10 protein-coding genes are annotated in these 13,678 nt (G+C 39.4%); 6 read left to right on the forward strand and 4 right to left on the reverse strand.

What is annotated here, in order from left to right; translation table 11 throughout:
- Window positions 1-571 precede the first annotated feature (571 nt).
- From ABD930_RS12915 to ABD930_RS12925, 3 genes are all read left to right on the forward strand, one after another.
- On the forward strand, window positions 572-3,661 hold the full coding sequence (locus tag ABD930_RS12915; protein ID WP_345232145.1) for a SusC/RagA family TonB-linked outer membrane protein: 3,090 nt from the start codon (window positions 572-574) through the stop codon (window positions 3,659-3,661).
- 23 nt (window positions 3,662-3,684) lie between these two features.
- Window positions 3,685-5,244, forward strand: a complete 1,560-nt coding sequence (locus ABD930_RS12920) for a RagB/SusD family nutrient uptake outer membrane protein (protein WP_345232146.1) — start codon at window positions 3,685-3,687, stop codon at window positions 5,242-5,244.
- Window positions 5,245-6,055: 811 nt separating this feature from the next.
- Window positions 6,056-6,637: a CDP-alcohol phosphatidyltransferase family protein gene (locus ABD930_RS12925; RefSeq protein ID WP_345232147.1), complete on the forward strand. Its 582-nt coding sequence runs from the start codon at window positions 6,056-6,058 to the stop codon at window positions 6,635-6,637.
- Between the two features lie 58 nt (window positions 6,638-6,695).
- On the opposite strand, the gene ABD930_RS12930 is transcribed toward ABD930_RS12925, so the two are convergent.
- The gene (locus tag ABD930_RS12930; protein WP_345232148.1) at window positions 6,696-7,706 is read right to left on the reverse strand and encodes a family 43 glycosylhydrolase; all 1,011 of its coding nucleotides are present in this window, start codon (window positions 7,704-7,706) and stop codon (window positions 6,696-6,698) included.
- Window positions 7,707-7,940: 234 nt separating this feature from the next.
- On the opposite strand from ABD930_RS12930, the gene ABD930_RS21940 reads away from it, so the two are divergent.
- Together ABD930_RS21940 and ABD930_RS21945 are read left to right on the forward strand one after the other, a co-directional pair.
- The gene (locus ABD930_RS21940) at window positions 7,941-9,629 is read left to right on the forward strand and encodes a carbohydrate binding domain-containing protein (RefSeq protein WP_345232149.1); all 1,689 of its coding nucleotides are present in this window, start codon (window positions 7,941-7,943) and stop codon (window positions 9,627-9,629) included.
- A complete protein-coding gene (locus tag ABD930_RS21945) occupies window positions 9,596-10,552 on the forward strand; it encodes an alpha-L-arabinofuranosidase C-terminal domain-containing protein (RefSeq protein ID WP_345232150.1) in 957 nt (318 codons plus the stop codon). The genes ABD930_RS21940 and ABD930_RS21945 overlap by 34 nt, the downstream gene beginning before the upstream one ends.
- A 44-nt stretch (window positions 10,553-10,596) precedes the next feature.
- Here ABD930_RS21945 and ABD930_RS12945 read toward each other — a convergent pair whose 3' ends face one another.
- Entirely contained in the window at window positions 10,597-11,154 is a 558-nt protein-coding gene (locus ABD930_RS12945) for a hypothetical protein (RefSeq protein ID WP_345232151.1), read from the reverse strand.
- Between the two features lie 209 nt (window positions 11,155-11,363).
- Window positions 11,364-11,561, reverse strand: coding sequence for a hypothetical protein (locus ABD930_RS12950; RefSeq protein WP_345232152.1), 198 nt, complete (start codon window positions 11,559-11,561; stop codon window positions 11,364-11,366).
- A gap of 137 nt (window positions 11,562-11,698) precedes the next feature.
- Here ABD930_RS12950 and ABD930_RS12955 point away from each other — a divergent pair, with 137 nt between their 5' ends.
- A complete protein-coding gene (locus ABD930_RS12955; protein ID WP_345232153.1) occupies window positions 11,699-13,135 on the forward strand; it encodes an amino acid permease in 1,437 nt (478 codons plus the stop codon).
- A gap of 100 nt (window positions 13,136-13,235) precedes the next feature.
- On the opposite strand, the gene ABD930_RS12960 is transcribed toward ABD930_RS12955, so the two are convergent.
- Window positions 13,236-13,676 carry a soluble adenylyl cyclase-like protein gene (locus ABD930_RS12960; protein ID WP_345232154.1) on the reverse strand — a complete coding sequence of 147 codons (441 nt, stop codon included), beginning with the start codon at window positions 13,674-13,676 and terminating at the stop codon, window positions 13,236-13,238.
- Window positions 13,677-13,678 lie beyond the last annotated feature (2 nt).

Below are 13,678 nucleotides of genomic sequence, written 5' to 3' on the forward strand. Positions count from 1 at the left end.
CTACCTTCGCCTTAAAGCCTGCACTGAATTTTCTACGTTCCTTTTTCATTTTCAACTGCTAATTTAAACATTTATGCAGTTGTCCAGTTTTTGGGGAGTACTATAAATACCCCTTTCTCAAGTGCGTTTAAAATGACGGCGCACTTGGCTAATCTATTATCAAACTTAGTTTTATATGTAAACGCGCGTTGCGTATAAAAGCGATTATTCATCACGTGTTTGCCCTTAATTGTATTGTGAGCACCACCGGGATTTATTGGCCTCTCCTCCGCCATCAAAGCCTGTTTTATAGAAGAAATATATTCGTAAAAATTGTAATCGAATAGAAAGAGACTTCTGTGTTGCTGTGTTGCTTAATTGTTTAAGCTGTTGTTTGGAATGATACAGATTAAAGAAAAGTTGAGACGAATTGAAAACTATCCTTCCAAAAAATATCCTTCTATTTGGTGTTATTAACTGATTTATTAAACTGTTTCATCAGGTCTGTTTTGCGAAAGCCAGTTCATACTGGAAGATAGGTTTTTACACATATCCAAAGAAACCTTGGTGAAGTTTAACCTTTATAATCGCTATGAAAAAAAAGTATTCAGAAAGTAAATGCCTTTTATTGACTTTCCAAGTGTTACTGACCTTAGGCGTGCCAAGCATGGGTGCGGCAGAAGCAATAGGGAAAGGAACATTTAGGCCAGTGTTAACAGTAACTCCCACTGTTCAGCAGCAAAAAGTAGAAGGTCGTGTTGTAGACGAACAAGGGAATCCACTACCGGGTATTAGCATCCTAATAAAGGGGACGCAACAGGGTACAAGCACAAATGAGGATGGTTATTACACCTTGGATGTACCACCAAATGCGGTATTGGTCTACACCTATGTTGGTTATGGAAGTAAAGAAGAGCCTGTGGGTACTCGCACTACGATTAATGTAACCTTAACCAGTTCACAACAGGATTTGGAAGAGGTCGTAGTTATTGGTTATGGCGAGGTGAAAAAGAAAGATCTTACCGGTGCTGTTTCGGTAATTGATACCAAAGAAATGGTTAAAACAGGTTCGCCTACTATTGGCCAGTCAATTCAAGGGTTGGCTTCAGGGGTTAACGTACGGAATACCAGTAATGCCGGTGGCGATGCAAGTATCGAAATACGTGGAGTAGGCACATTGCGGGATAATAACCCGCTATGGGTGATTGATGGTATGATAACCCCTGGTGGTGCCGATTTTAATCCTAATGATGTGGAGTCCATCCAAATCTTAAAAGATGCATCAGCGGCGGCCATTTATGGTTCCAGAGCGGCAAACGGCGTCATCATCGTGACAACAAAGAAAGGTGCAAATGGTCCGATGAAAGTAGGCGTTGACGTGAAGCAATCTTTTGACTGGTCGCCTAAATACGATCTCATGGACGCGGCTGATTTTAAGAAATATAACGATATGGCCTATCAAGAGGGTATAAAGGATGGGGTTTGGAATGGTGGTTTGCAGCAGCATGCAGATTATGATACGGATTGGCAGAAAGAAACCTTAAAGACTGCCTTAGTACAAGATTATAATGTATCCCTATCCGGAGGGGGTGAATCGGGAAACTACTTTGTTTCGGGAGGATATTACAACAATGAAGGGATGATGTATGGTAACTCATTTGACCGTTATTCGTTCCGGGTAAATACGAATGGAAGAAAGGGGATTTTTTCTTTTGGAGAAACCTTGAATTTAGCTCAAACGGAGCGCGATCCGCTTCAAACTACGCCTTATACCGATGTGATCCGGATGCTGCCCACCATTCCGGTTAAAGATCCTAATAATCCGGGCGGCTATGGTTATGGTAACGAAACCAGCGCCAGAACCTTTGGTACTAACCCTATTGCTCGTGAAGATCTGGAAGATACGCATAATACAATTTATCGCATTCGTGGATCATTTTGGGGGCAGGCGCAATTAACCAAATGGTTGAGTTATAAATTGAATACGGGAATCGATTATTTGTTTGATGATTATCGTTATTTCCGTGGACAAGGTAACTGGACGATGAATCAAGAATTCAGGGATCCAACGGGAAATAAGAGTAACGTAAGGGAGCTCACGAGATTGGTAGAAAATACGTTTAATTTTAATAAGGATTTTGATAAACACCATATTGATGGTGTTGCCGGACTTACCTATCAGGATTTTTATCGGGAAGAATTGGGCGCGCAACGGCTGAAGTTCCCGTTGTTAAGCAGTGGCTATATTACCGTGTTGGATGCTGGTCAAGCCAACCAGACGAACTGGAATAATATTGGAGAATATGCCTTAATTTCCTACTTAGCGCGAGCAAATTATATTTACGATGAGAAGTATTTCCTTACCGCTACTTTTAGACGGGATGGTACATCCAAATTAGGACCAGCGAATCGTTGGGATAATTTTTATTCTATTTCTGGCGCATGGCGCATCAGTAATGAAGCTTTCTTTAATAGCAACTGGATTGATGATTTGAAACTTAGGGCAAATTATGGTGAGCTTGGTAATGCCGCTATTGGTAACTGGGATTATCTAGGAACAATTAATCCAAATATTGTAAGCGTATTCGGTGTCGATCAACAGTTAGTGAATGGCGCTACTCAAGTTAAAATCGTCAATAGTGATTTGCGTTGGGAGAAATCAGCACAGGTTAATATTGGTTTAGATGCATTATTCTTGCATAACCGATTGGGAATGACTATAGAATATTATAATACAAAAAGTACCGATGTATTGACTGCTATGCCTATATCGATGACGACCGGTAATCAGGGCGGTGCACCATTAGCCAACGCGGCTAGCTTGAAAAACAGCGGTGTGGAACTGAGCGCTAACTGGAAAGATCAAATAGGCGAGGTAAATTATTCCCTTGGTGCCAATATTACAACACTTTCTAACAAAATACTGGCTCTGGGTTATGGCAATCAGGTTTTTTATACCGGACAAACCAGAAGCGAGATCGGTCGATCATTGGGTGAATATTACCTGTTAAAGACCGATGGTCTGTTCCGTACGCAGGAAGATATTGATCGTTATGTAAATTCAGAAGGAGTGCCTATTACCATTGAAGGAAAGCGACCACAATTAGGTGATTTACGTTATATCGATACCGATGATAATGGACAGATCACGACCAATGATCGCCAGATTGTAGGCTCGCCATGGGCAGATTTTCAAATAGGATTCAACGCGGGAGCGTCTTGGAAGAATTTTGATTTCTCCATGATGTGGTATGGACAATTTGGCAATGATGTGCTGAATGGGGCGATGCGCCAAGGTCGTTTGTTTGCCGATAACTCCAATTATATCCGTTTTGAGAAAGGGCAGGAGCCATATCAGGAAAATCCGAATAGTGACTTCCCAAGAATTATTTACGCAGATACCCGCAATACTAGAGGTGACACCGACTTATGGCTGGAGGATGGCTCTTATTTTAGGATGCGGAATGTGCAATTGGGCTATACCTTTTCGTCGAATTCCTTAACGAAGATAGGGTTGAGCAATTTACGCTTTTACGTGAGCGGAAATAATTTGATAACCATCACGAAATATAAAGGTCTGGATCCAGATTTTATTAATACCGATGTATGGGACCGTGGAACAGATAATATGGGCTTCCCTAATGCCCGCACGGTGATGTTTGGTTTACAAGTTAATTTTTAAAGAAACTCTTTAATAATACAAAGATGAGAAAGATACAATATATCAGTTTGTGGATATTCAGTTTTACGTTGTTTACCGCTTGCAAAAAAGATTTGCTGGATATAGAGAACCCTAATGAACCTACAACCGAAACTTTTTGGAAAACAGAAGACGATGCGCAGAAAGGTATTAATGCAGCTTATAGTCGGTTTTACAAGGAGGGTACCTGGATGCGATGGCTTTCGTTTCGATATGACTTAAGCTCCGATGAAGGATGGAGTACCAGTCCATGGAATGAACTGGGTGATTGGACACGGTTTAATTATGTGAACTATAACTTTTTTGAGGGAAACAATGTGCATTGGCAGGATTTTTATGTCGGCATATTCCGCGCGAATCAGGTGTTAAAATACGTACCGGATATTCCTTTCGCCGATGAGGAAAATAAAAAATTAATCTTGGCACAGGCACAATTTTTACGGGCACTTTGGTATTTTCAGATTGCTATTCTCTGGGAAAAAGGAGCATTGGTATTAGAGCCGACTGAAGCAGGCTATGTGCCAGAAGAATCATCTGAAGAGGCTATATGGGCACAAGTGGAAAAAGATTTGCAAGAATCGGCAACGGTGTTACCGGAAAAGTGGGGTGACGACGATCTAGGTAGAGCTACTGCAGGAGCTGCAAAGGCATTACTGGCGAAGGCGTATATGCAGCAGCATAAATATGCGGAAGCGATGGCAGAATTGAAGTGGTTGATTGATAAAGAAGGGACATTATATGGCTTGATGGATGAATATTTGGATAACTTCACCCATTACAAAGAAAATAACAAAGAAAGCATTTTCGAAATTCAGTTTGACGACAAAAATAAAGGTGGAACAGGAGAGGATGCGTCCATGGCTACGGGCTTTCAACGGACACAATTTTATGCACCGAGTCCAGTTGGATGGCAAGATGGAAAAGCCAGACCTTGGTTTATTAACGAATATAAGAAGGAAAAGAATCTCGATGGCGCCAATGACATACGCCTGTATTATAACCTATACTATAGTGGAAGCGCAGCCGATTTTCCAGAGAAAAGTCCGCTGGTCTACGGTATGACTTGGCAAAAAGGTAATTGGGGAGATCAAACCTATGTCCGTAAATACTCTACTGGATATTATCGGGAAGTGGAAGATTATTTTGCCCCCAATAATTATCGCCTAATTCGTTATGCAGATATTTTGTTGATGTATGCTGAATGTATTGCTGAAACGGGTGGATCATTGACCGATGCGGCATCGTATGTGAATAAGGTACGGCAACGTCCGTCTGTAAATTTACCTAGCTTGCAGAACAGTATCTATAAGGATGTACTGAATTCCAAAGCGAAATTTTTGAAACATTTACAAATGGAACGTACTTTAGAGCTTTGCTTTGAAGGTTGGCGTTGGATTGATTTGAAACGATGGGGCATGCTGGATACGCAGGAGGGAATAAATGAGCTGAAATCCCGCGATGCAGACTTTAATAATTTTATTATTGGAAAGCATAATCGGTTGCCTATCCCGCAAATTGAAGTCGATAACAGTGGCGGTAAATTTACCCAGAATCCAAAATATTAGCCAGATATAGATTTGTCATGTGTTTGTCTGAGATGTTAATTTTTGTTAAAGGGTTTGTGTGCTTCATTAAGGAGCCGTATCTTTGAATCATCATAATTTAGGTTTATAATTGGTTAATAAAGGTCTCCAATCTCCCCGGTTGGAGGCCTTTTGTTTATAATAGGTTTTTCTCAAATGTTGTACAAACCTTAACTATAGCAGAATATTTTAAATAACTATCGGGAAATTTGCCTAAAAGCGATAACCCTTCTCGTTGTATCCGAAATCACATACATCAAGGTGTTCTGAAATGCACCGTAAACATGGCCATTGATGCGCAAGTTTATAACCGTTTATTGCGCCTGATGATCTCCAATCTCCCTTCAATCCCTATCCCATCCATAGCTACTCTAAAAAAAGGATTGACCCATTGTTTACTTAGAATAAACGATGGATTAATAGAGGTACTAGCTAAGTAAATACTCTGTTATACCTCTGTCAACCCCCTGTTAACCCTTTTTAAATAGAGGATACCATAAGGATCGGAGGAAGGTTAAAGGCAAGTGGAATTGGATAAAGCCTATTTCATTCCGATCGAGTTGAACGTGTTTACGACCCTTTGGGTAATTTACCCGATAGTCATAATATTTTATTATAATGGTTGAAAAAATGAAGGCTTATTGTTTATTTTATGCAGTAAAGCATTCACAAGGATTCTACTAGTACTTTTAGTTTTTATGGTAAAGGATACCCAGCATGATTGTCTTACTAAACAAAATTACTGATTCTCTGTTCTTTCGGTAAATAAGTTGTTTGTCTGAAATAACACAATATGCATACAAGTAGCTATTACATAGTCAATGGGATTACGCTGTACCGGTTAATAGCTGCTCCTTTACTTTTGATGCTGATCTTTATTGGACAGGAAGATGTATTTAAATGGTTATTGGCACTTAGTTTTCTTACCGATGCGGTTGATGGATACTTTGCGCGAAAATTTGGTGTTGTTAGTGTAATGGGATCTAGAATAGACTCTATTGCTGATGATCTTACGGTTTTGGTAGCTTTAGTGGGATTATGGATGTGGAAAAGAGAATTTTTTGTAGGACAATATCTGTGGATTTTTATAGTAGGAGGGCTTTTTTTGATTCAATTACTACTTGCCTGGATTCGTTATGGAAAGCCGACAAGTTTCCATACTTACTTAGCTAAAACAGCAGCAGTGTTTCAAGGCGTTTTTTTAATACTGTGTTTTTTTCAACCTTATCCTTTACCGATCTTATTTTATAGTACACTCTTGATAACGGCTTTGGATATCCTAGAAGAAATTATCATGGTTATATTACTACCTAAGTGGCAGTCAGATATTAAGAGTCTATATCACTTGCTTACCCAAAAGTACCATTCAATATAGCATATCTAGCGTTAATAGATAGCCATTATAATTTGTTCATACAGGCCTTCATCTTAAATTATAACGGTTTGGTTTCACCAGTTTTTACATTCAGTGTCCATGGCTGTGGCTTAGGTAGCCAAAGTTTACCCTGACCAATTTTCAGAGGCATCCAAAGGTAACGAGAATCCCATTGTTGTTTCGGTCTCCACTGATCCGCCATGAAGATTACGCAAGTGTCTTTTGTACCCTCAACTTTGAGCATCATGGTAGACTGCGATTGATAGGTATTGGTTTCAGGAGGGGCAATATCTTTAAATTCAGACCACGGCCCCTCCAATGTTTTCGCCGTTGCATATTGGTTAGGGTTAGGACTCCAGCCCGTTAATGCAGAACCAATGACATAATATAATCCTCGGTAATGAACCAAAGCACCGCCTTCTAGTGGAGCGTTGATTAAGCATACTTCCTTTTCGACCGTTAAATAGTCTGTAGATAACTGTGCAATAAAGAAGCCTTTGGTTGGACGACTTTCAAAGATTAAGTAGGCGGTACCATCATCATCAATAAATTGACCAATATCGCGACTTTCTCTGTCTAACGGACGAAAACTTTTTACATAGCGAAATGGGCCTTGCGGTTTTTTACTGATGGCAACACCTACCCGCGCGAATGCATATCGGGCATCGTCTAGGTGAAAATACATTACGTAATTTTTTGTCCGCTGATTATAAAACACCTTTGGACGTTCAAGTACCCAGCGATGTCCTAAGTTTTCCGGATCGCTTAGTTGCAAAGCATTTCCTTCAAAATCCCAATGAATTAAATCTTTCGAGGCATAACAACTTACATAGCGGTATGCCGTATCTAAACCTCTACTTCGTTGTTCCCCGTACCAATAATAGGTGTCTTTTATTTTAACGATTCCGCCGCCATGGGCTTGTATATGGTTACCCTGTTTGTCTGGCCATAGTTCGCCTGGTCGGATTATCTTTTGATCTTGACCACTTGCCTGTTGAACTATATAGATGGTTAATAAAATGAAAATGAGTGTTTTATGATATATCTCGTCTTTGAAAATGATCATCATTTTGGTTATCATACTGATTGATAATAGTATTTTGCTTGATGCAGGTAAGATACGAAAATAGTAGCTTATTCCTGACAACCTGACTGTTCTTTATTTGTTATTACGTCTATTAGTACTTTGCCTAGCTGACCAACCCAATAAATGGGAATATGTTTTTACGAATCCTTTGCAGGAAAAATTATATTTTTACCTTTGTTTAAACGTGTCTTGTTGACATTTAAAAACGAACTAATTATGATAAACGTAAATCGGAAAAAAGGGGCTTTAAAATTGATGTTCCTATTTTGGAGTATCGTATATCCTTTTACTGCTTTTACTCGTACCCAGCCAGATTCAGCTTATGTGTTTGCCTATGCACAGACAAAAGATGGTGGTCGAAATGGATTGCACTTCGCTTGGAGCATCGATAAACAAACATGGCATCAAATTGGTCAGGAATACAGTTTCTTACGTTGTGACTATGGACGATGGCGGGCACAGAAGCGTATGGTGGCTCCATTCCTATATCATGCATTGGATGGACTTTGGCATGCTGTATGGGCGGTAAATGAGTCGGATGGGGTGTTTGCTCATGCGGCATCACCCGATCTAGTGCATTGGCAACGGCAGTCATATCCACCTATATTGGAGAAAGGAAACTGTTTGACGCCAACCTTATCTTTTGATAAAAATCAACAGCATTATACCATTTCATGGATAAGTCAAAATGGAACGAAAGAACAAGTTTATGCGGTAACTACAGCAGATTTTAAAGAATATAGTCGAGCTCAACCAATAGAGAAATTTATTGATGATCGACAAGAACTTTTCATAAACAACCGTAAGGAGACGGGAAAAGTACATCGCGTAGCATGGTCAATTGTTGATGGATTAATTAAAACGCAGCAACTGACAACGTATAAAGAAAGCTTATGGGCAGAACGGGCAACCAATGATGACACGCGGTTTTCAGAATTGAAAAGTATTGAAGCTAAAATTACATTAGATGCGGCTAATCAAAAGAAAATAAGCGATTTATTGTTAGGTGCATTTTTTGAAGATATTAACTATGCTGCTGATGGAGGGTTATATGCTGAACTAATACAGAACAGGGATTTTGAATATGCGCTAAGCGATAAAGAAGGTAAGGATAAAAATTGGGATGCTACGATGGCATGGACAACAACAGATAAATCTGCACAATTACAGATTGATAGTCTTTCTCCTATACATATTAATAATAAACATTATGCCCTTTTGCAGGTGAATCAAGTGGGATCAGGTTTAATCAATGAAGGCTTTGATGGTATCGCTATTCAAGCGCAAGAGGCGTATAATTTTACCGTATTTGCGCGTACATCGAAAGGTAAAGCAGGTAAATTACGTATACGGTTAAAAGGTAAAGATGGAACAATATATGCCGAAGGACAAACGGATCCGATAGATCATGCATGGAAAAAATATGAAGTCACGTTGAGAGCGAAGCAGACTGCCGCTGATTTGCAATTGGAAATATTGCCGCAGACCGCAGGTACTACTGCTTTAGATATGGTTTCGCTTTTTCCGGTAAATACATTCAAAGGGCGGAAAAATGGTTTGAGGCGGGACTTAGCGCAGGCGATAGCCGATATCCACCCACGCTTTATACGCTTTCCAGGCGGCTGTGTAGCTCATGGCGATGGTTTAGAAAACATGTACCGTTGGAAACAAACGATTGGCCCATTAGAAGTCCGTAAACCACAACGTAATTTATGGGGGTATCATCAAACGGCTGGTTTGGGTTATTTTGAATATTTTCAATTTTGTGAGGATATTGGCGCAGAACCAATACCAGTTGTGGCGGCCGGTGTTCCCTGTCAAAATTCAGACACGGGTGGTGCGGGGCAACAGGGGGGATTCCGTTGGATGAAATGGATGCTTATATTCAAGAAGTGCTGGATCTGATTGAATATGCAAACGGTGATGCCTATTCTACATGGGGGAGAAAGCGTGCAGAAGCAGGGCATCCGGAACCCTTTCATCTAAAATACATCGGTGTGGGTAATGAAGATTTGATTACTGATATTTTCGAAGAACGGTTTACCATGATTTTTGAAGCGGTAAAGAAAAAGTATCCAGAGATTACGGTTATTGGAACCGTAGGTCCCTGGTTTGAAGGTACAGATTATACAGAAGGTTGGCAAATCGCTAATAAATTAAAGGTACCCATGGTAGATGAACATTACTATCAATCGCCAGGATGGTTTATACATAATCAAGATTTTTACGATCAATACGATCGCTCTAAATCGAAGGTATATTTAGGTGAATATGCTGCGCACCTGCCAGGCAGACCTAGCAATATCGAAACGGCCTTGGCCGAAGCCCTTTATTTAACGGCTTTGGAGCGTAATGGAGATGTAGTGCATATGGCGTCTTATGCACCGTTATTGGCTAAGGAAGGTCATACACAATGGAGCCCCGATTTGATTTACTTTAACAATACAACCGTAAAACCGACTGTTAACTATTATGTTCAGCAATTGTTTGGGCAGCATGCCGGTGAGACTTATTTTCCTAGTACGGTAATACTTTCGGATAGCAGCGATAAGGTAAAGAAACGTATCGGCGTTTCCATAGTCTGTGATAAACAGACGAAAAACCTTATTGTAAAATTAGTAAATCTCTTGCCGATTGTGGCTCATTCGGCAGTTGATTTAACAACTTTCATAAAGATGGAGCATCAAGCAATAAAAACAGTGCTGAAAGGTGATCCTAAGGATAGTCAAGCCAAACCAATAATGACAACCGTTAAAGTCAATCCCATGTTTGATATTGATTTACCTCCTTATTCTTTTACGGTATTACGCATAGAAAACACGAAGTAATAACTTACGTAACTCGTCTGCATATAGATCTGCCAACAGTGTAATTAAGGAGTTAAGTTACCGATCAGCTTAATTTTACGAATGACGGTAGTTTGCCCTCTCGAGATACGCAATTCATTAACTTGATCACCCTTCTGCGCTTGCACCAAATAAACACTTTGTTCGGTTTTTGGTGTTGCAATTTCCCAAGCGCGGATAATATGGAAATCGGCAAATCTTTTACCGATCTTATGTTTTAGGTCGGCAGGAATAATAGCTTCCGAGTAATATTTAATAGTACGTTTCCAATAACCATCAGTGTCATAAGCTACGTTGTAGGCAATCTTGTCTTTATTGAATTTGGCAAGTACGCCATTATCGACGATATACCACTGTAGTCGGCTTACGTCTGTATAATTTTTTGTAAAATGAGCCAGAATTAATGGATCTCTTACACTATGGTTACGTGTATCTCGTGCAGCAGCAAGTAAGTTTTTAGTATGGATAAGGTTAGAATCGGTTTTTTCTGCACGATTAAACGCTAGTAATTGCGCGCTTGCCAGATGGGTATATAAAGCGGTACCGAGTAGGAGAACTGCTTTTAAGAACGGCGAATTTTTCATGACCAAATAGTTAATGGGTAAATTTTCTTTACTTAATAGTCGCGTAACAGTCGTATTAGTTGCACGTAAAGAAAAATTTTAACGATTCGGTAATCTGTCGTTAACCCAATAACAGTTATTTACCACGTGGGGCACGATTCCATCATGTAATGGTTAGATTTAAACCTGTTGAGGCAAAAAAGAATGTGTAGGTTAAAAATAGCTAATCATTAAGATGTTTCCTTAAAATCTTGTAATTTCCAAACATCTTCATCCTTTTTTTCATAAAAGACTTGATACTTCTTTTTTCCAAGACTGATGGAAAAACTAAAAGGTTTACCCGCTTTGGTTTCCGTCTTGTGATCCTTTAATAAGCCATCGGCGTATTCTTCAATTTGCTCTTTAGAATATTCTTCATTCGTAACCATGGTGCAGTAGGTTTGATGCTGTTGTATTAGTTAACAATTTTTAAGAGCCAATGTTTGTTTCCAGACAAAAATGAATAATTATACCAAACCAATGGCTTATATAGCTTACCTTTGTGTAACTAAAGTATGTATCGACATTGGAAAACCAAAAAGATAAAGAATTAACTCAACCAGAACTAAAAAGAGGATTACGGAATCGACACATTCAACTCATTGCATTAGGTGGTGCGATTGGCACGGGCTTGTTTCTAGGCATTGGCCCAGCTGCCGTCTTGGCGGGACCGGCGGTTATTTTTGGTTATGCCTTAGCTGGATTTATCGCTTTCCTTATCATGCGCCAGTTAGGGGAAATGGTCGTTGAAGAACCCGTATCCGGTAGTTTTAGTCATTTTGCGTATAAATATTGGGGAAGCTTTCCCGGCTTTGCTTCAGGTTGGAATTACTGGATCCTGTATATTCTAGTCAGTATGTCAGAATTGACAGCCATTGGAATATATGTACAGTTTTGGTGGCCGGAAATTCCGTTGTGGGTATCAAGTTTATTCTTCTTTATCGTTATTAATGCGCTAAATTTTGCTTCAGTAAAAATATATGGCGAAGCTGAATTTTGGTTTGCGATTATTAAAGTTATAGCAATCATCGCCATGATTGTTTTCGGTACTTATTTGTTGTTTAGTGGTGGGGGAGGAAACAAAGCTACGTTGAGCAACTTGTGGAATGATGATGGGTTTTTTCCTAAAGGATGGTTTATGGATAATGGATCGGGAGCTTATCAAGGACTGCTGCCGGCAATGGCTATGATCATGTTTTCTTTTGGAGGTCTGGAACTTATTGGTATAACTGCAGCTGAAGCGGAAAACCCCGAAAAAAATATTCCTATGGCGACTAACCAAGTGATTTATCGCATCCTGATTTTTTATGTAGGAGCTTTGGTTATTTTATTTGCATTATCGCCGTGGAGGGAAATTACTACGGGAAGTAGTCCCTTCGTAGCGGTATTTGATACGTTAAAAGGCTTTGAATTCACCCTATTTGGAAAAACGTTCTATTTTACTAGCTTAATAGCCAATGTACTGAATATTATCGTATTGACTGCGGCTTTATCTGTATATAATAGTAGTGTATACAGTAATAGTAGGATGCTTTTCGGACTTTCAAAGCAGGGAAATGCACCTAGATTTCTTTCTAAATTGAATGGAAACCATGTACCGATTATGGCGATTATGGTTTCTGCTATTATTGCCGCTGTATGTATTGTCATTAATAAGCTTATGCCTGAAAAAGCTCTTGAAATCTTAATGTCATTAACGGTCTCTTCCTTGATTATTAATTGGCTGATGATTAGTACGACCCATTTATTTTTTAGGAGACAGTTGAGGAAGGAAGGAATAGTGGCCAAATTCCCTGCATTTTGGTATCCCGCAACCAATTACATTTGTTTATTTTTTTTGCTTGGTGTTTTGGTCATCATGTGGCTTACCGGAATGAAAACATCCGTAGAACTTATCCCGATTTGGTTAATGTTGCTCTATCTAAGCTATTTCTTAGTTAAACGCAAGCAATCATTACACTAAAGTGTAGCTTCTACATCGTCATGCTTAAAAAGGTCCACCTTGTACGGCTTGGCTTATTGGCCTTTTATTTTATTTAAGGGCTAATAGCAATTGTGCTTATTTATTCTTCTATAAGTGAATACTCGTAGCGTCTGCCAATTTTTTTCCCTGCTATGAGCCCACTTTTTAATAAATAGGAAAGTCGAACCGCTAATACTTTTTCCAATTTATGGATATCCAAATCTGGTTGTTCACGATGAAGTACATCCAGAATATCTTCCTTGAAACCTTGTCCAACATTGGTTAATGCATAGCTGATTTTTTGATCCAATTTTGACTGAGGATGAAATTTTTCAACAGATGCTAATTTCTTCTTGGCAAATCTTTTCTCGTCTTCTGCCGTTAGTCCGTAGGACAAATTTGATAACGTAGCATCGCTTGAACCCCTATTGGCTTTAATACCTTCAATAGTTTTGTCAATGCTTTTTATTTCTTCTAACAAGGAATTACGCATTCCTTTTAGGTACTCAATGACCTGCTGTTCTTTAATTTGGTTTGTCATAT

Origin of the sequence: Olivibacter ginsenosidimutans, from assembly GCF_039542865.1 — a bacterium.
Taxonomy (GTDB): domain Bacteria; phylum Bacteroidota; class Bacteroidia; order Sphingobacteriales; family Sphingobacteriaceae; genus Olivibacter; species Olivibacter ginsenosidimutans.

What these genes read in the sequence shown, in the direction of transcription:
- ABD930_RS12915 (WP_345232145.1), top strand. Translation starts at nt 572, where the DNA reads ATGAAAAAAAAGTATTCAGAAAGTAAATGCCTTTTATTGACTTTCCAA.
- ABD930_RS12920 (WP_345232146.1), top strand. Translation starts at nt 3,685, where the DNA reads ATGAGAAAGATACAATATATCAGTTTGTGGATATTCAGTTTTACGTTG.
- ABD930_RS12925 (WP_345232147.1), top strand. Translation starts at nt 6,056, where the DNA reads ATGCATACAAGTAGCTATTACATAGTCAATGGGATTACGCTGTACCGG.
- ABD930_RS12930 (WP_345232148.1), bottom strand. Translation starts at nt 7,706, where the DNA reads ATGATGATCATTTTCAAAGACGAGATATATCATAAAACACTCATTTTC.
- ABD930_RS21940 (WP_345232149.1), top strand. Translation starts at nt 7,941, where the DNA reads ATGATAAACGTAAATCGGAAAAAAGGGGCTTTAAAATTGATGTTCCTA.
- ABD930_RS21945 (WP_345232150.1), top strand. Translation starts at nt 9,596, where the DNA reads ATGGATGCTTATATTCAAGAAGTGCTGGATCTGATTGAATATGCAAAC.
- ABD930_RS12945 (WP_345232151.1), bottom strand. Translation starts at nt 11,154, where the DNA reads ATGAAAAATTCGCCGTTCTTAAAAGCAGTTCTCCTACTCGGTACCGCT.
- ABD930_RS12950 (WP_345232152.1), bottom strand. Translation starts at nt 11,561, where the DNA reads ATGGTTACGAATGAAGAATATTCTAAAGAGCAAATTGAAGAATACGCC.
- ABD930_RS12960 (WP_345232154.1), bottom strand. Translation starts at nt 13,676, where the DNA reads ATGACAAACCAAATTAAAGAACAGCAGGTCATTGAGTACCTAAAAGGA.